Annotated in this window: 20 protein-coding genes; 12 read left to right on the forward strand and 8 right to left on the reverse strand. The window is 64.0% G+C overall.

What is annotated here, in order from left to right; all coding sequences use genetic code 11:
* Positions 1–54: 54 nt before the first annotated feature.
* Positions 55–1,320 carry a transcription termination factor Rho gene (gene rho / locus ACVIHF_RS35005; RefSeq protein WP_028341998.1) on the reverse strand — a complete coding sequence of 422 codons (1,266 nt, stop codon included), beginning with the start codon at positions 1,318–1,320 and terminating at the stop codon, positions 55–57.
* 252 nt (positions 1,321–1,572) lie between these two features.
* The gene (gene hemJ, locus ACVIHF_RS35010) at positions 1,573–1,995 is read right to left on the reverse strand and encodes a protoporphyrinogen oxidase HemJ (protein WP_456794153.1); all 423 of its coding nucleotides are present in this window, start codon (positions 1,993–1,995) and stop codon (positions 1,573–1,575) included.
* A gap of 473 nt (positions 1,996–2,468) precedes the next feature.
* Here hemJ and ACVIHF_RS35015 point away from each other — a divergent pair, with 473 nt between their 5' ends.
* Genes ACVIHF_RS35015 through dnaQ form a run of 4 tightly spaced genes read left to right on the forward strand, consistent with a single transcriptional unit; the run spans position 2,469 to position 5,320 of the window.
* Positions 2,469–3,305: a pyruvate, water dikinase regulatory protein gene (locus ACVIHF_RS35015; protein WP_016841463.1), complete on the forward strand. Its 837-nt coding sequence runs from the start codon at positions 2,469–2,471 to the stop codon at positions 3,303–3,305.
* Positions 3,306–3,315: 10 nt separating this feature from the next.
* Complete coding sequence (locus ACVIHF_RS35020) at positions 3,316–3,924, forward strand: Maf family protein (RefSeq protein WP_253605715.1); 609 nt, start codon at positions 3,316–3,318, stop codon at positions 3,922–3,924.
* Between the two features lie 40 nt (positions 3,925–3,964).
* Positions 3,965–4,564 carry a dephospho-CoA kinase gene (gene coaE / locus ACVIHF_RS35025; RefSeq protein WP_456793316.1) on the forward strand — a complete coding sequence of 200 codons (600 nt, stop codon included), beginning with the start codon at positions 3,965–3,967 and terminating at the stop codon, positions 4,562–4,564.
* A 30-nt stretch (positions 4,565–4,594) separates the two neighbouring features.
* Entirely contained in the window at positions 4,595–5,320 is a 726-nt protein-coding gene (gene dnaQ, locus ACVIHF_RS35030) for a DNA polymerase III subunit epsilon (RefSeq protein ID WP_456793317.1), read from the forward strand.
* A gap of 167 nt (positions 5,321–5,487) precedes the next feature.
* Here dnaQ and secB read toward each other — a convergent pair whose 3' ends face one another.
* The gene (gene secB, locus ACVIHF_RS35035) at positions 5,488–5,976 is read right to left on the reverse strand and encodes a protein-export chaperone SecB (protein WP_069279084.1); all 489 of its coding nucleotides are present in this window, start codon (positions 5,974–5,976) and stop codon (positions 5,488–5,490) included.
* A gap of 411 nt (positions 5,977–6,387) precedes the next feature.
* Between secB and ACVIHF_RS35040 the strand changes: the two genes are divergently transcribed.
* The 3 genes from ACVIHF_RS35040 to ACVIHF_RS35050 are packed head-to-tail and all read left to right on the forward strand — an operon-like array spanning position 6,388 to position 9,273.
* The gene (locus ACVIHF_RS35040; RefSeq protein WP_057020336.1) at positions 6,388–7,092 is read left to right on the forward strand and encodes a Tim44/TimA family putative adaptor protein; all 705 of its coding nucleotides are present in this window, start codon (positions 6,388–6,390) and stop codon (positions 7,090–7,092) included.
* On the forward strand, positions 7,070–8,686 hold the full coding sequence (locus ACVIHF_RS35045) for an MltA domain-containing protein (protein ID WP_456793318.1): 1,617 nt from the start codon (positions 7,070–7,072) through the stop codon (positions 8,684–8,686). The genes ACVIHF_RS35040 and ACVIHF_RS35045 overlap by 23 nt, the downstream gene beginning before the upstream one ends.
* Entirely contained in the window at positions 8,683–9,273 is a 591-nt protein-coding gene (locus ACVIHF_RS35050) for a Smr/MutS family protein (protein ID WP_456778339.1), read from the forward strand. Before ACVIHF_RS35045 ends, ACVIHF_RS35050 begins: the two co-directional genes overlap by 4 nt.
* A gap of 18 nt (positions 9,274–9,291) precedes the next feature.
* On the opposite strand, the gene ACVIHF_RS35055 is transcribed toward ACVIHF_RS35050, so the two are convergent.
* The 5 genes from ACVIHF_RS35055 to hslV all read right to left on the reverse strand — a co-directional run bounded on the left by ACVIHF_RS35055 (position 9,292) and on the right by hslV (position 13,578).
* Positions 9,292–10,416 carry a hypothetical protein gene (locus ACVIHF_RS35055; protein WP_310880945.1) on the reverse strand — a complete coding sequence of 375 codons (1,125 nt, stop codon included), beginning with the start codon at positions 10,414–10,416 and terminating at the stop codon, positions 9,292–9,294.
* A gap of 157 nt (positions 10,417–10,573) precedes the next feature.
* Positions 10,574–11,878, reverse strand: a complete 1,305-nt coding sequence (gene hslU / locus ACVIHF_RS35060) for an ATP-dependent protease ATPase subunit HslU (RefSeq protein WP_253605718.1) — start codon at positions 11,876–11,878, stop codon at positions 10,574–10,576.
* A gap of 61 nt (positions 11,879–11,939) precedes the next feature.
* On the reverse strand, positions 11,940–12,536 hold the full coding sequence (locus ACVIHF_RS35065; protein WP_253605720.1) for a DUF2585 domain-containing protein: 597 nt from the start codon (positions 12,534–12,536) through the stop codon (positions 11,940–11,942).
* Entirely contained in the window at positions 12,533–13,018 is a 486-nt protein-coding gene (locus ACVIHF_RS35070; RefSeq protein WP_253605721.1) for a GNAT family N-acetyltransferase, read from the reverse strand. Before ACVIHF_RS35070 ends, ACVIHF_RS35065 begins: the two co-directional genes overlap by 4 nt.
* 2 nt (positions 13,019–13,020) lie before the next feature.
* Positions 13,021–13,578, reverse strand: a complete 558-nt coding sequence (gene hslV, locus ACVIHF_RS35075) for an ATP-dependent protease subunit HslV (protein ID WP_057020343.1) — start codon at positions 13,576–13,578, stop codon at positions 13,021–13,023.
* Between the two features lie 245 nt (positions 13,579–13,823).
* On the opposite strand from hslV, the gene hisB reads away from it, so the two are divergent.
* The 5 genes from hisB to hisF all read left to right on the forward strand — a co-directional run bounded on the left by hisB (position 13,824) and on the right by hisF (position 17,192).
* Complete coding sequence (gene hisB / locus ACVIHF_RS35080) at positions 13,824–14,417, forward strand: imidazoleglycerol-phosphate dehydratase HisB (RefSeq protein ID WP_016841476.1); 594 nt, start codon at positions 13,824–13,826, stop codon at positions 14,415–14,417.
* A gap of 86 nt (positions 14,418–14,503) precedes the next feature.
* Entirely contained in the window at positions 14,504–15,034 is a 531-nt protein-coding gene (locus ACVIHF_RS35085; RefSeq protein ID WP_057020344.1) for a DUF2628 domain-containing protein, read from the forward strand.
* Positions 15,031–15,681 carry an imidazole glycerol phosphate synthase subunit HisH gene (hisH, locus tag ACVIHF_RS35090; protein ID WP_028341984.1) on the forward strand — a complete coding sequence of 217 codons (651 nt, stop codon included), beginning with the start codon at positions 15,031–15,033 and terminating at the stop codon, positions 15,679–15,681. The genes ACVIHF_RS35085 and hisH overlap by 4 nt, the downstream gene beginning before the upstream one ends.
* Positions 15,678–16,406, forward strand: a complete 729-nt coding sequence (gene hisA, locus ACVIHF_RS35095; RefSeq protein WP_310880944.1) for a 1-(5-phosphoribosyl)-5-[(5-phosphoribosylamino)methylideneamino]imidazole-4-carboxamide isomerase — start codon at positions 15,678–15,680, stop codon at positions 16,404–16,406. The genes hisH and hisA overlap by 4 nt, the downstream gene beginning before the upstream one ends.
* 9 nt (positions 16,407–16,415) lie before the next feature.
* Complete coding sequence (gene hisF, locus ACVIHF_RS35100) at positions 16,416–17,192, forward strand: imidazole glycerol phosphate synthase subunit HisF (RefSeq protein ID WP_456793319.1); 777 nt, start codon at positions 16,416–16,418, stop codon at positions 17,190–17,192.
* Positions 17,193–17,312 lie beyond the last annotated feature (120 nt).

Here is a 17,312-nt window from a genome sequence, read left to right on the forward strand (position 1 = left end):
CATGAAAAAGGCGCCCCGTTTGTGCGGAGCGCCCTGTTCTTTTCGGCCGTGGCCTCAGGTGTTCATGGAATCGAAGAATTCCGAGTTGCTCTTCGTATTGCGGAGCTTGTCGAGCAGGAAGTCGATGGCGTCCATGGTGCCCATCGGATTGAGGATGCGGCGCAGGACGTACATCTTCTTCAGCACCTGCGGATCAGTGATCAGCTCCTCCTTGCGGGTGCCGGAACGGGCAATATCGATCGCCGGGAAGGTCCGCTTGTCCGAAACCTTGCGGTCGAGGATCAGTTCGGAGTTACCGGTGCCCTTGAACTCTTCGAAAATGACTTCGTCCATGCGGCTGCCGGTATCGACCAGCGCGGTCGCGATGATGGTCAGCGAACCGCCCTCCTCGATGTTGCGCGCGGCACCGAAGAAGCGCTTCGGACGCTGCAGCGCGTTGGCGTCGACACCGCCGGTCAGCACCTTGCCGGATGACGGCACGACGGTGTTGTAGGCGCGGCCGAGGCGCGTGATCGAATCGAGCAGGATCACGACGTCGCGGCCGTGCTCGACGAGGCGCTTGGCCTTCTCGATCACCATCTCGGCGACCTGGACGTGACGCACCGCAGGCTCGTCGAAGGTCGACGACACCACCTCGCCCTTCACCGAGCGCTGCATGTCCGTAACTTCTTCCGGACGCTCGTCGATCAGCAGCACAATCAGATAGCAGTCGGGATGATTGGCGGTGATGGAGTGCGCGATGTTCTGCATCAGCACCGTCTTGCCGGTGCGCGGCGGCGCCACGATCAGCGCGCGCTGGCCCTTGCCGATCGGCGCGACGATATCGATCACGCGGGCGGAAAGGTCCTTCTTGGTGGAATCCTCAAGCTCCATGCGGAAACGCTGATTGGGAAACAGCGGCGTGAGGTTGTCGAAATTGACTTTGTGCTTGGCCTTCTCGGGATCCTCGAAATTGAGCGTATTGACCTTCAGCAGCGCGAAGTAGCGTTCGCCTTCCTTCGGGCTGCGGATATGGCCTTCGATGGTGTCGCCGGTGCGCAGGCCGAAGCGGCGGATTTGCGAGGGCGAAACGTAGATGTCGTCGGGGCCGGGCAGGTAGTTCGCGTCAGGCGAACGAAGGAAGCCGAATCCGTCGGACAGCACCTCCACGACGCCCTCGCCGACAATGTCGGTCTCGGCGGCGGCGAGGTTTTTGAGAATTGCGAACATCAGCTCCTGCTTGCGCATGGTGCTGGCATTCTCGACCCCATTCTCTTCCGCGAACGAGACGAGCTCGGCCGGCGTTTTCGATTTGAGGTCCTGGAGTTTGATTTCCCGCATTGGGGTCGTCCTGTGAGGAAGTAAGTAGGGAAGGGGTGCGAGGTGGCTTTGGAAAAAGCGGACGCCAAAGGAAGGTCCGCAGGTCTCAGCCAGGAAAGTGCCGTTTGGGCTTTCAAACCTGATGCGGCGCCGGTCCGAAAAGAACCGGAACGCGACCACATCCGCCTGCGTGGGGTGGGATAAATCCTATATAGAAAATCGATTCGTCCTTCGCAAGAAGGACTGAAGCATGCGTCTTGACCATCGTGATGTCTAGAACGGCTTCACCACCACCATGATCACGATCAGGATCATCAGGACCGTCGGCACCTCGTTGATAATACGATAGAATTTCTGGGTTCGCTGATTCCGGTCGGCGGCGAAATCCTTCACGCAACGGGACAAAAAGCCGTGGATACCCGACATGACGAGCACCAGCGCAAATTTGACGTGAAACCAGCCGGATAGGTACCAGTGTCCGGCCCAGACCAGGAAAAGTCCGGCCAGCCAGGTCACGATCATCGCGGGGTTGATGATCCCCTTCAAAAGCCGCCGCTCCATGACCTTGAAGGTCTCGGACTGCCTGGAGCCGACCTCGGCCTCGCAATGATAGACGAACAGCCGCGGCAGATAGAGCATGCCGGCCATCCACGAGATCACGGCGACGATGTGCAGGGCCTTGACCCAGGCATAGATCGGCAGGGCGTTGATCCAGTCGAACATCGCAGTGATGCCTTTCGGGGAACAGTTCGGGAGGGCTCAGCGCTGCGCGCAAGGCTTCGCCGGCGAGGGACGGATACATATCCGCACACACGGCTCTCCTAAACCTAATTAATTTTAGAATCTAAGGTTTGAGTCTTAATGGCAGTGAATTTGACTCATGCAATCCGGTCCAGCGGTTGCTGCGCGCTTGTTCACATCCCTCAACATTCCGGTCGGCGGCGGCGGATATCCGGAATCTGTCGCAGGACTCAATTGGTTGCGCGCCTCTGTGGCCAGCTTATGAAGAGACAAATCCACACTGCTTCACTATCATCCCCGCCATGACGTCGACTTATCCTTTTGCGACGTGCTGTGAAGAATGGGGCGAGATATACAGGGGCCTGGCCATGGACCCGGATTCTTCTCCTCGACCTCCACAGGGATTCACAGGATAGACAGGGGCTCTGGTGCCGACGACTTCCAATTATTTCCACCTGCATCTGGTGTCGGACTCGACCGGCGAGACGCTGATCACCGTGGCGCGCGCGGTCGCCGCGCAATACGCCAATGTGACCGCGGTCGAGCATGTCTATCCCCTGGTGCGCAGCCAGAAGCAGCTCGATCGCGTGCTCGACGAGATCGAGGAATCGCCCGGCATCGTCCTGTTCACGCTGCTGGAAAAGGATCTGGTCGGCCGGCTCGAGGGCAAGTGCAAGGAGATCAACGTTCCGAGCCTGTCGATCATCGGGCCTGTGATGCAGTTGTTCGAGGCGTATCTGGGTGCCGCGACGACCGGGCGCGTCGGCGCGCAGCACGTGCTGAACGCGGAATATTTCCGCCGCATCGATGCGCTGAACTACACGATGATGCATGACGATGGTCAGCATGTCGAAGGCCTCGAGGAGGCCGATGTCGTGCTGGTCGGGGTATCCCGCACCTCGAAGACACCGACCTCGATCTATCTCGCCAACCGCGGCATCCGAACGGCGAATGTGCCGCTGGTGCCGGGCATCCCGCTGCCGCACCAGCTCGAGACCTTGAAGAAGCCGCTGGTGGTCAGCCTGCATGCGACGCCCGAGCGCCTGATCCAGGTCCGGCAGAACCGCCTGCTCACCATGGGCGACCGCGACAATGACACCTACATCGACAAGCAGTCGGTAGCCGACGAGGTTGCCTTTGCCCGGCGCCTCAGCGCGAAATTCAACTGGGCGCTGCTCGACGTCACACGGCGTTCGATCGAGGAGACCGCGGCCGCGGTGATGAAACTCTTCAACGACCGCCAGCGCGCGCGGCCGTCGGAATGATTCCCACGTCATGAGCATCTGGCGCGGCCCACAGAAGCTGATCCTCGCGTCGCAGAGCCGGACGCGAAAGATGCTGCTTGAAAATGCCGGCCTCGATTTCGAGGCGCTGCCGGCCGACATCGACGAACGCGCGGTGCAGAAGAATTCCGGCCTTTCGGCCCCGGGCGAGATCGCATCGCTCCTGGCGCGCGAGAAGGCGCTGTTCGTGTCCAGGCAGAGGCCCGGTCAATATGTCGTCGGCGCCGACCAGACGCTGGCGCTGGGGCAGCGCATGTTCAGCAAGCCCGCCGGCCGCACGCAGGCTGCCGAGCAACTCGCTCTGCTCGCCGGACGGACCCATGAGCTGCATTCCGCCGTCTCGGTCGCACGCGATGGAAAGGTCCTGTTCGGCGATGTGAGCGTGGCCCGCATGACGATGCGACGGCTCGCTGCCGGCGAGATCGAGAGCTATCTCGACCATGCCGGGGAGGCGGTGACGACCAGCGTCGGCGCCTACCAGCTCGAGGGCCTCGGCGTGCATCTGTTCGAGCGGATCGAAGGTGACCATTTCACCATCCTCGGCCTGCCGCTATTGTCGCTGCTGGCGTTCCTGCGCGGCGAGAAGCTGCTCGCGGTGTGAGGCGTGGCGACGGGAGAGATGCTGAACCGATGTTGATGCGATGCTGATTGTTGGACTGACCGGCTCGATCGGGATGGGGAAATCCACCACGGCCAAACTGTTCATGGAGGCCGGCGTGCCGGTCTATGACGCCGATGCGGCCGTGCATCAGCTCTACGAAGGCGAAGCTGCGCCGGCGATCGAGGCCGCCTTTCCCGGCACCACTGCCGGCGGCAAGGTCGATCGCGCGAAACTGTCGGCGCGCGTGGTGCACGATCCTGCTGCGATGAAGCAGCTCGAGCAGATCGTGCATCCGATGCTCGGCGCGTCGCGCCAGAAATTCTTCGCCGATGCGGAAGCCGCAGGTAACCCGATCGTCGTTGTCGACGTGCCGCTATTGTTCGAGACCGGCGGCGAGAAGCGTGTCGATGCCGTCGTTGTCGTCACCACCTCGCCGGAACTGCAACGCGAGCGGGTGCTGGCCCGCGGCACGATGGATGCCGCCAAGCTCGACGCCATCATCGCCAAGCAGATGCCGGACGAGGAAAAGCGCAAACGCGCGGATTTCATAGTGGATACCTCGCACGGCCTAGATCCGGTGCGGGCGCGTATCCGCGACATTCTGGCCGAGGTTGTTAAGATGCCGAAGCGGCGCGCCTGATTCGCCCGCCTTTTCGGATTCCATCACGTCATGCGCGAAATCGTTCTCGATACCGAAACCACTGGCCTCGACCCGCTGCGCGGCGACCGGCTGGTTGAGATCGGCTGCGTCGAGATTTTCAACCGCATGCCGACCGGGCAGACCTATCACGTCTACATCAATCCCGAGCGCGACATGCCGGCGGAAGCGTTCGCCGTGCATGGGCTGTCGACCGAGTTCCTGGCTTCCAAGCCGCTGTTCACTGAAGTGGTCGACGAGTTCCTGGCCTTCATCGGCGACACGCCGCTGGTGATCCACAACGCGTCGTTCGACATCAGCTTCATCAACGCCGAGCTCGACCGCATCAAGCGGAAGGCGATCCCGAAGGACCAGCTGGTCGATACGCTGCTGCTGGCACGGCGCAAGCATCCCGGCGTGTCGAACCGGCTCGACGATCTCTGCTCGCGTTATCAGATCGACAATTCCCGCCGCACCAAGCACGGCGCCTTGCTCGACGCCGAGCTGCTGGCCGAGGTCTATATCGACCTGATCGGCGCGCGGCAGTCGCAGCTGATCCTGGCATCGGAAACGTCGGATGCGCGCGCGGGCGGCCATAGTGGTGATACGCCGCGGCGGCAGCGCGAGACCCCGCTACTCGCGCGGGTCAGTGCCGCCGATCGGGAGGCCCACAGGGCCTTCATTGCCACGCTCGGCGACAAGCCGATCTGGAACGATTACCTGCCGCCGCCAGCGCCTGCTGCAGCACCGGCGGCCTAATCAAGATTGCTCTATATCCCCGTCATCCTGAGGAGCGCGGAACGCGCGTCTCGAAGGATCGACGGCCCGGACTGTGGCCGTCGATCCTTCGAGACGCCCGCAAGCGCGGGCTCCTCAGGATGACGGATCACACTTCCACGCGTGTTACATTTTTTCGAGTTTAGAACTCAGCTCGGCTTGACGCCGGGAGCGGCCTGGGCGGCCGCCTGCCGCTCCATGTTCTGGCGGTAGAGACCGAGGAAATCGACGGGGTCGAGCAACAAGGGCGGGAAGCCGCCGTCGCGGACCGCGGTCGCGACGATCTCGCGTGCGAACGGGAACAGCAACCGCGGGCACTCGATCATCACCAGCGGGTGCAGGTTCTCCTTCGGCACATTCACGATCCGGAAGACGCCGGCATAGGCGAGGTCGAAGCTGAACATCACCTTGCCTGCGGTCTCGGCCTTGCCCTCGATCGAGAGGATCACCTCGTACTCGTTCTCCGACAGGTTGTTGGCGGAGACGTTGATCTGGATGTTGATCGCCGGCTGCTGTTGCTGCTGGCCAAGCGAGGCCGGCGCATTCGGGTTCTCGAACGACAGGTCCTTGGTGTACTGCGCCAGTACGTTGAGCTGGGGAGCGGGTTGTTCGACGGGGGCGCCGTTGCCATTGGTCATGAAAATGTCTCCTGGAGCAGCGCTCGATGGACAGAATGTCCGACGGCACGCGTTAAGGTGTTGAGAATGCCGATGCCGGGCGAGTGGCTATCATAGGCCCGGCTCGGTCCACAAGGACGACGAAAGGGCGGGCCGGCGGCAAATTCTCCCGGCAAAGGACAGCGCGCGCGAGCCTGCCCAATCTCTTAACAGCTTCCTAAATTATTGAAGATGCGCGATTTCCTGAAAAGGAACGGTTTCCCCCGGGGGTCAAAACGCGCTACACTACCCGTGCCAAAAAGCGCCATTGGCCGGGCATAGTTTCGTGCCTACATCTTCGGACTCTATCGGTGATGTGATCTCTGCTGTTCCCGACCGGGAACGCTTTGACGGCCGGCCCGTTGCCGGCAGAGACCAGAAAGCGAATTCGACGTGGATATTTACACCATCATCTTCCTGGCGCTGGCCGTGTTTATCTTCCTGCGCCTGCGCAGCGTTCTCGGACAGCGCACGGGAAGCGAGCGGCCGCCTTATGATCGCGCCGCGCCCAACGTCGTGCAGCGCGGTCAGGACAACAACGTCGTTCCGATCCCGGGATCGGTAATCGACCAGCCGGCCTCGGCGGCGCCCGCCGAGCCGGTCGAGCCCACGGAACGCTGGAAGGGCATCGCCGAGCCCGGCACGGCGCTGGCGCAGGGTCTAGACGCGGTGGCCGTCCAGGATTCCTCGTTCGATCCGCGGCATTTCCTCTCAGGTGCCCGCTCGGCCTATGAAATGATCGTGCTGGCGTTCGCCAATGGCGATCGCCGCGCGCTGCGCGACCTGCTGTCGACCGAGGTCTATGAAAGCTTCGAGGCCGCGATCAAGGATCGCGAGAAGCACGAGCAGAAGACCGAGACGCGGTTCGTCTCGATCGACAAGGCCGAGATCGTCAGCGCGGAGACGCGCGACCGCTCGACTCAGCTCACCGTCCGCTTCGTGTCGCAGATGATCTCGGTCACGCGCGACAAGGCCGGCACCATCGTCGACGGCAGCCCGGACAAGGTCGCCGACATCACTGATATCTGGACATTCGCCCGCGACTCGACTTCCCGCGATCCGAATTGGAAGCTGGTTGGCACTGGAAGCGCTCACTAAGCATCTCAGCTACGGGCGGCTCGCGGTGGCGTGCTGCGCGCTCGCGGTGCTGTGCTCCACCGCAGCGATTGCCGCGCGCTACAGATCAAGCCGGCACCCTCCGCCGCGACACGAGCACAGCCACCCGATCCCCTATCCCAATCTGGAAATGCCGCTGCAGGTCAGCGGCAGCCAGTATGAGCCGCTCGCCTGGTCCAACGTCGCCGGCTGGAGCGCCGACGATCATCTCGCGGCCTACCAGGCGTTTCGTACCAGCTGCAAGCCGATCGCGGCCCAGCAGGGCGCGCCTGCCGATTCGAAAGCGCTTGGAAGCTCGCTGCGCGACCCCTGCCGGATCGCCAAGGGGCTCACGCTGAGCGACGGCGTCAAGGCGAAGGACTTCTTCGAGCAGAATTTCGTGCCGTTGCGCATCTCGCGGCTCGGCGAGGACGCCGGCTTCGTCACCGGTTACTACGAGCCGGTGCTCGATGGATCGCGGACCCAGACCGACGTCTACAACGTGCCGGTCTATCGCCGTCCGTCCAACCTGTTCGTGCGCGGCAAGACGCAGAATTCGGTCGGCCTGCCCAATGGCGGCGCGGTGTATCGCAAGATCGGCCGCCGCAAGCTCGTGCCCTATTACGACCGCGGCCAGATCGAGGACGGCGCGATCGCCGGCCGCGGGCTCGAGATCTGCTGGCTGAAGAGCCAGACCGATCTCCTGTTCGCGCAAATCCAGGGCTCGGCGCGGATCAAGCTCGAGGACGGCACCACCCTGCGCATCAATTATGACGCGCATAATGGTTATCCCTATACGCCGGTCGGACGCGTCCTGATCGACCGCGGCATCATCCCGAAGGATCAGATGTCGATGCAGAAGATCAGGGAGTGGATGGAGCAGAACCCTGACGGCGCCAAGGACCTGCGGCGGCAGAACCGTTCCTACGTTTTCTTCCGCGAGGTTCCGCTGTCCGACAAGGACGAGGCCGTCGGCGCGCAGGGCGTGCCGCTGACGCCGGGCCGCTCGATCGCGGTCGACAAGGCGCTGCATGTCTACGGCACGCCATTCTTCATCGCCGGCGAGCTGCCGATCGAATCCGAACAGTCGAAGACGCCGTTCCACCGGCTGATGATCGCGCAGGACACCGGCTCTGCGATCGTCGGCCCGGCGCGCGCCGATCTTTATTTCGGCGCCGGTGCGGAGGCCGGAAAGGTCTCGGGCCGGCTGCGGCACAACATGCAGTTCGTCATGCTGGTGCCGAGGGGTCTCGACCCCGTCGCGCGTGGCCACAAGCTGCCGGTTCCGGATGAGCGGCCTTCGGCCAAGATCGCAAAGCTGTTTCCGCAGACCGAGCCGCCGAAGGACAAGCCGGCGGCGAAGGCTGCGGATGTGCCGACCGCCGGCATGGCCAAAAGCGCGGCGAAAGACTCAGGCAATAGCGCCGCCAGGAACCCGGCCGCGAAGGATGTCGCGCCCGTAGCGCCGGCAGCAACGACCCCTGTCGCGCAGGCCGCACCTGTGGCAGAACCGGTGCCGTTGCCGGTCGCCCGGCCCGATATTCCGCAACCGGAGAAGCGGCGCTTCCGGCGCTATCGCCATTACCGCGATCAATGAAACGACCCGCGCCGATTCCCGATCTGTCCGCTCCGTCGCGGCGCAAGCGCGCGCTGAGCGAAGAGGAGCGCGCGCTCTGGGAGAGCGTGGCAAAGCAGGTCAAGCCACTGCGCAAGCGGCCGGCCGCCGCGAAGGCCCACGCCGTCGCCTCTGATCCGGCTGTCCATCACGCGATTGCCAAACCCATCCCGGTCAAGCCGGTGGCAGCGGTCAAGGCCGCGCCGGCGCAACGCCCGCACGTGCCGCCGCTGGCGCCGATCGGCCGCCGCGAGCGTACAAAGCTCTCGCGCGGCCGGCAGGAGATCGATGCGCGGCTCGATCTGCACGGCATGACCCAGCTGCGCGCGCATCGCGTGCTGTTCACCTTCCTGCAGCGCGCGCACAGCGACGGGCTCACTTTCGTGCTCGTCATCACCGGCAAGGGCAAGGTCGGTGGTCTCGATTCCGAACGCGGCGTGCTGCGCCGCCAGGTTCCGGAATGGCTCAGCCTGCCGGAATTCCGCTCGCTGGTCGTCGGTTTCGAGGAAGCGCATATCGGCCATGGCGGCGAGGGCGCGCTCTATGTGCGCGTCCGGCGCGCGCGCTGAACATGCTCAGCGAAAATGTTAGAACGGTCGGACGATTCCGACGCGCGGGATCACCGTCACGATCCAGCCGAGGATTGTGGTCTTGCTATCGTCCGCCGGGATCGCCGGCACGTCCTTCGACGCCGGCAGCATCCTGGTGGCATGCAGCATCAGGAACATGCAGACCGCCCAGTTCGAGATCCAGCGCGAATAGTCGAACACGGTCACGAACATCACGAAGTAGCCGGCGCTGATCATGACAAGCGCGCCGAGCACGATCCTCCGATGCAGGTCACTCGCGAGCGCGCCAATCAGCCGTGCGAAATAGCGCCATAGCGGCGTGTGCAGCCAGATCAGCAGCACAAACACCGGAACGCCCAGGAGGTTCGAGGGCATGCGCGCCCAGGTGTCGGCGAACTCCTTCGACAGCGGCTGGTACCAGATGTAGCCGAACTGAAGCAGGTCGGTGCGTGACGGATCGGCCATCCGGCTCTGCAGATGACGGATGAATTCGTCATAGGGCACGTCGACCGTGCCAGCGAATTGCGCGACCAGGAACAGGATGCCGACCGCGGCGAGCGCCGCGATGCCGAAGACGGCGTTCCGCGGCGTCACGCCCTGCACCAGATAAAAGCGCAGCACCACGATCGCCGTGATGGTCGGCACATACATCAAGACGAAGATGTGATGGACCAGGATCAGCAGGATCGAGAACAGCGCGGCAATCAGCACATACACCATTGATCGCGCCGGGATCAGCAGCAGCACGATCGTCAGCGCACAGCCGTAGATGTCGAAATGGCCGAGCGTGTGCATGAAGTTCTTCAGGAAGAACGGCGAGCCCGCGATGAAGACGAACAACGGCCAATGCGCGTCGTTGAAGCCGAATGTGCGGCGGAACAGTTTGATGAACAGCCCGAGCGTCACCAGCCAGATCGCGCCGGCCAGCGCGAACACCAGCCATACGGGCACCTTGTCGGTGAACAGCGACACGATCGCCCCGACCAGCGCGCGCTTGGTGAAGCCGTAGTGATAGTCGACCAGCAGATGGATGTAGGGAACGAAGGGCGGCAGCGCGATCTTGTGCAGGAACACGCCGACCAGCACGGCCGCATTGACGGCCAGCATCAGGCGCCAGGGGTTTTGCCACACCCGCAGATTCATCGATCGCCCACTCTCGTCGTCCCGGGCAAGCGAAGCGCGACCCGGGACCCATAACCACCGAAGGTAGTTCTAGAAGGAATGTCGGCCCGAGTCTTTGTCACCGCGGACTGTCGGGGTTATGGGTCCCGGCTTTCGCCGGGACGACTATGGTGGCCGCCTACAAAATAAACCGGCTCAGGTCGGCGTTCTTGGCGAGGTCGCCGACATGCTTGGTGACGTAGTCGGCGTCGACCTGGATGGTCTCGCCGTGGCGATCGGGCGCGGTGAAGGAGATCTCGTCCAGCACCCGCTCCATCACGGTCTGCAGCCGCCTTGCGCCGATGTTCTCGACCGTGGAATTCACCGCCACGGCGACATCGGCCAGCGCGTCGATGGCGTTGTCGGTGATGTCGAGCGTGACGCCCTCAGTCTTCATCAGCGCGACATATTGCTTGATCAGCGACGCCTCCGGCTCGGTCAGGATCCGGCGCATGTCGTCGCGGCTCAGCGCTTGCAGCTCGACGCGGATCGGCAGGCGGCCCTGCAGCTCCGGCAAAAGGTCCGACGGCTTGGCGATATGGAACGCACCCGAGGCGATGAACAGGATGTGGTCGGTCTTGACGGCGCCGTGCTTGGTCGAGACCGTGGTGCCTTCGATCAGCGGCAGCAGGTCGCGCTGCACGCCCTCGCGGGAGACGTCGCCGCCGGCGCGGTTCTCGCGCACGCAGATCTTGTCGATCTCGTCGAGGAACACGATGCCGTTGTTCTCGACCGCGTTGATCGCCTCCTGCACCAGCTGATCGGTGTCGAGCAGCTTGTCGGATTCCTCGTTGACGAGGATTTCGTGCGAGCCCTCCACCGTCAGGCGGCGGGTCTTGCTGCGTCCGCCCATCTTGCCGAAGATGTCGCCGAGCGAGATCGCGCCCATCTGGGCGCCCGGCATGCCGGGGATTTCAAACATTGGCATGCCGCTGCCGCCCGACTGCGTCTCGATCTCGATCTCCTTGTCGTTGAGCTCGCCGGCGCGCAGCTTCTTGCGGAACGACTCGCGCGTCGCCGGGCTCGATCCCGGGCCGACCAGCGCGTCCAGCACGCGTTCCTCGGCGGCAAGCTGGGCGCGGGCCTGAACGTCCTTGCGCTTGCGCTCGCGGGTCTGCGCGATCGCGACCTCGACGAGGTCGCGGACGATCTGCTCGACGTCGCGGCCGACATACCCTACCTCGGTGAACTTGGTGGCCTCGACCTTGAGGAATGGCGCGCCGGCGAGCTTGGCCAGCCGCCGCGCGATCTCGGTCTTGCCGACGCCGGTCGGCCCGATCATCAGGATGTTCTTGGGCAGAACCTCCTCGCGCAGGGAACCGGCGAGCTGCAGCCGCCGCCAGCGGTTGCGCAGCGCGATCGAGACGGCGCGCTTGGCGTCGGTCTGGCCGACGATGAAGCGGTCGAGTTCAGAAACGATTTCACGGGGAGAGAAGTGAGTCATTGGCTCTAGCTAGGTTGGAATCGCGGTCTCGGCAAGCGGCAGTCCTCCAAGGCATGGTCCCCTAAAGAATCGGCGGCCCGGCCTGCCACTGCCTGATCGCCTCGAACGGGTGGATCAGCATGATGATGTTCAGTGTCAGATTGTCGCGAATGTGAAGCAGCAGCACGGTTTCGAACAACACGCCGAGCGCGACGGTCGCCGCGATCGGCAGCCTGCGCGCCAGCAGGAAGCCGACAACCATCGCAAGCGTGTCCGACACCGAATTGACGATGGTGTCGCCGTAATAATCGAGCGAGATCGTGCCGGCGCGGTAGCGCTCGATGATCCAGTTGGAATTTTCGACGAGCTCCCAGCTGCCTTCGATCAGCATCGCGACAATCAGCCGCCCGGGCCAGGCGAGGCGCGGCAGCAGGAGGAAGGTCAGACCGTAGAACAGCAGGCCATGCAGCACGTGCGACAGCGTGTACCAATCGGCGATGTGCTGCGAGTTCTCCGAGCTCTGAACCGAGCCATGCCAGAGCTTGACGTAGCCGCAGGCGCAGATCGGCAGACGGCCCATCGCATAAAGCAGCGCCGCCTGCAGCACGAGCAACGCTGCCGCGATCGCCAGCCAATGCCACGCTGAAATGCCGGTGATAGGCTTGTGCGCGATCGTCATGCGTCGCGCGCCATCAGCAGCGCCGGCCCGTCCGGCGTATCGACCATACCCACCTTCTGAAAACCCGCCTTCTCATAGGCGCGGATCGCGCGCGCATTGGCCGGATCGGGATCGGTGACGATGCGTGGCGCGCCCTGCGCCAGCCGGTCGTCGACAAAGGCGCGGATCAGCGCCGAGCCGTGGCCACCTGCCATCATGTCGGGCTCGCCGATGAAGAGGTCGATCCCGCGCGTGCCCTTCGGCTGGGCCCCGAAGCCGGAATTCCAGGCCGTCAGGTCGTAGCACTGGATATAGCCGAGGTCGCCGCCATCGGCCGCGACGATGAACTGGTCCATGGCCGGCTCGTCGAGGTCGCCGCTGACCAGCGCGTATTGCTCGGCCGGATCGCCCCACCATTCCCGCACATGCGGCAACGCCAGCCACCGCTTGATCAGCGACAGGTCGGCCGGCGTCATCGGGCGGAAATGATAGGGGCGGGCCATGCTCAGCCGCCGATCGTCTCGATCGTCACGTTCCGGTTGGTGTAGACGCAGATATCGGCGGCGATATCCAGCGCGCGGCGGACAATGGTCTCGGCGTCCTTGTCGGTATCGACCAGCGCGCGGGCCGCGGCGAGGGCGTAATTACCGCCGGAACCGATCGCCATGACCCCGGATTCGGGCTCCAAAACGTCGCCGGTGCCGGTCAGCACCAGGGAAACGTCCTTGTCGGCCACGATCATCATGGCCTCCAGCCGGCGCAGGTAGCGGTCGGTCCGCCAGTCCTTGGCGAGCTCGACGGCCGCCCGGGTCAGCTGCCCCGGATATTGCTCCAGTTTGCTTTCCAGTCGCTCGAACAGGGTGAAGGCGTCGGCGGTGGCGCCGGCAAAGCCGCCGATCACGTCGCCCTTGCCGATCCGGCGGACCTTCTTGGCATTGGCCTTGATCACGGTCTGGCCGATCGAGACCTGCCCGTCGCCGCCAATCACCACCTTGCCGCCCTTGCGGACCGTGCAGATCGTGGTGCCATGCCAGACCGGCAGCTCATTTGGGGATGCTTGCATAGGTTACCTCTCTTCCGGGCAGATTTAGGCGGTCGGGCAGGGGGTTACAATCGGGACGAAATCGGCGTGTTTTCAGGCGAAGTGGGCACCGGTTCGCGTGAGGAAAGCGCGGCAGAACCAGATCGACAACGAATTCCGGTCACCATGGCCGGAAGTTGGGGCGTTTCGAGGTCATCCCGCAGTAGCGAAGGTGACATCAGCCTGTTAAAAGACCGGCGTTTTCGGCACGGGAAAGCTTAATTTTCATGCGCACCGCAACCATCAAGCGCAAGACCAAGGAGACCGACATCGAGGTGACGGTCAACCTCGACGGAGCAGGCGTATCCACGGTTTCGACCGGGATCGGCTTCTTCGACCATATGCTCGACCTCCTGGCCCGGCATTCGCGCATCGACATCACGGTGAAGGCGGATGGCGATCTCCATGTCGATTACCACCACACCACCGAAGACGTCGGGATCGCGCTCGGACAGGCCGTGAAGCAGGCGCTCGGCAACATGGCCGGCATCACCCGCTACGCCTCGATCCACATGCCGATGGACGAGACGCTGTCGCGCGTCGTGATCGACATTTCCGGCCGCCCGGTGCTGGTGTTCAAGGCCGAATTCCCGCGCGACAAGATCGGCGAGTTCGACACCGAGCTGGTGCGCGAGTGGTTCAACGCCTTCGCGATGAACGCCGGCGTGACTCTGCACGTCGAGACCCTATATGGCGAGAACAGCCATCATATCGCCGAATCCTGTTTCAAGGGTCTGGCGAGGGCGCTGCGGACGGCAATTGCGATCGATCCGCGTGCCCAGGGCGAAGTGCCCTCGACCAAGGGTCAGCTCGGCGGCTGATCTCTGGAGCATGATCCGGAAGAGTGGATGCCGGTTTTCCGAAAGATCATGCTCTAAATAAGAGTCCATCCTCGGCGGAGCGTTCGATGCCGGTCTATACAGTGCATGCCCCCGTGGCCAATGGCGCCGATCTCGCGGCGACCGACAAGTTCGTCTTCGTGCGCGACGGCTTCCATTTCTGGGCCGCGGTTGCGGGCGTGATCTGGCTGGCCTGGCATCGGCTCTGGCTGGCGCTGATCGGCTGGTTCGTTCTTACTTTCGTGATCGATTACGCGCTGGCCAAGCTTGGCGTCGGCCGCAGCGCGATCTTCTTCGTCGACCTGGTGCTGATGGTGTTGCTCGGCCTCGAGGCCGCGACCCTGCAGCGCTGGACGCTGTCGCGGCGCAGGTGGCGCCAGATCGACATCGTCGTGGGTGACGACGTGGAGGCCGCCGAGCGCCGTTTCTTCGCGCGCTGGACCGCGCGGCATCGCGGCGCCGTCAACGACCAGCGGTCGGTCGATCGCGGCGCGCCGCCCCCGACCCGCGACGTTCCGGGTCAGTCGTTTTCAAAAGCCCCGCCGATGCCGCAGGGCGGCATCATCGGATTGTTTCCAGAGCCAGGAGGATCGCGATGACCGTTGCAATCATCGATTACGGCTCCGGCAATCTGCATTCGGCGGCCAAGGCCTTTGAGCGCGCCGCGCGCAGCATGGAGGATCCGCAAGCCATCAAGGTGACGCGCGACCCCGATGCGGTGTATCGCGCCGATCGCATCGTGCTGCCCGGTGTCGGCGCCTTCGCCGATTGCCGCCGCGGTGTCGACGCGGTCGACGGCATGCTGGAGGCGCTGACCGAGGCGGTGCGGGTCAAGGCCCGGCCGTTCTTCGGCATCTGCGTCGGCATGCAGCTGATGGCGACGCGCGGCAAGGAGCACGTGATCACCGAGGGCTTCAACTGGATCGGCGGCGATGTCGAGAAGATCGAGCCGCGCGACGAGAGCCTGAAGGTCCCGCATATGGGCTGGAATACGCTCGACATGGTGCGCGAGCATCCGGTGCTGGAGCGGCTGCCGCTCGGGCCGAAAGGACGTCACGCCTATTTCGTGCACTCCTATCACCTCAACGCTGCCAATGAGGCGGACGTGCTCGCGCGCGCCGACTATGGCGGGCCGGTGACCGCGATCGTCGGCAAGGACACCGCGATCGGCACCCAGTTTCACCCCGAGAAAAGCCAGCGCTTCGGCCTCGCTTTGATCGCCAATTTCTTGAAGTGGAAGCCGTGATTCTCTTTCCAGCGATTGATCTGAAGAACGGCCAGTGCGTGCGCCTGGAGCAGGGCGACATGGCGCGCGCCACCGTGTTCAATCTCGATCCGGCGGCGCAGGCGGCGAGCTTCGCCGCGCAGGGCTTCGAATATCTCCACGTCGTCGATCTCGACGGCGCCTTCGCCGGCAAGCCGATGAATGCGCATGCGGTGGAGGCGATGCTGAAGGCCGTCACCATGCCGGTGCAGCTCGGCGGCGGCATCCGCGACCTCAAGACCATCGAGGCCTGGCTCGACAAGGGCATCACGCGCGTCATCATCGGTACCGCCGCGGTGCGCGATCCCGAGCTGGTGAAGGGCGCGGCGAAGAAATTCCCCGGCCGTGTCGCGGTGGGCCTCGATGCGCGCGACGGCAAGGTCGCGGTCGAGGGCTGGGCCGAGACCTCGCACGTGACCGCGCTCGAGATCGCACAGCGCTTCGAGGATGCCGGCGTCGCCGCGATCATCTTCACCGACATCGCCCGCGACGGCCTGCTCAAGGGCCTCAACCTCGACGCCACCGTCGCGCTTGCCGACCGCATCTCGATTCCAGTGATCGCCTCCGGCGGCTTTGCCTCGATCGACGACGTCAAGGCGCTGCTGGAGCCGCGTGCGAAGAAGCTGGCCGGTGCGATCGTCGGCCGTGCGCTCTATGACGGACGGCTCGATCCGGCCGCTGCCCTTCAGCTGATCCGCGGCGCGTAGGAGGAGATCATGTTCAAGGTTCGCGTGATCCCGTGCCTCGACGTCAAGGACGGCCGCGTGGTCAAGGGCGTCAACTTCGTCGATCTGCGCGACGCCGGTGATCCGGTCGAGGCCGCGATCGCCTATGACGTCGCCGGCGCCGACGAGCTCACCTTCCTCGACATCACCGCCACCCATGAAAACCGCGGCATCATGCTCGACGTGGTGCGGCGGACCGCGGAAGCCTGCTTCATGCCGCTGACCGTGGGCGGCGGCGTCCGCACCGTCGACGATATCAAGACCCTGCTGCGGTCCGGCGCCGACAAGGTCTCGATCAATTCGGCGGCCGTCAGCCGGCGCGAATTCGTCAAGGAAGCGGCCGAGAAATACGGCGAGCAATGCATCGTGGTCGCGATCGACGCCAAGCGGGTCAAGCGCGCCGGCGGCTCGGACCGTTGGGAGATTTTCACCCATGGTGGACGGAATGCCACCGGGATCGACGCGATCGAATATGCCCAGGAGGTCGTCGCGCTCGGCGCCGGCGAAATCCTGCTGACCTCGATGGACCGGGACGGCACCAGACAGGGCTTTGACCTGCCGCTGACCCGGGCGATCGCGGACAGTGTCCCCGTACCGGTCATCGCGTCCGGTGGTGTCGGCAATCTCGACCACCTGGTCGACGGCGTCCGCGAGGGTCACGCCACCGGCGTGCTGGCCGCGTCGATCTTCCACTTCGGGGAATTCACCATCCGCCAGGCCAAGGATCACATGGTGCGCGCCGGCCTGCCGATGCGGCTCGATCCCTAGCGTGAGCGTGATCAGGAAAAGTGGAAACCGGTTTTCCGTGAAGACCACGTTCAAACAGGGAGAGCTGGGACTCCTTGTCACAAAAATGCTAAGTCCCCACCTAAGGGATGGCACCCGTGC

It is taken from the genome of Bradyrhizobium sp. USDA 4506, from assembly GCF_054058795.1.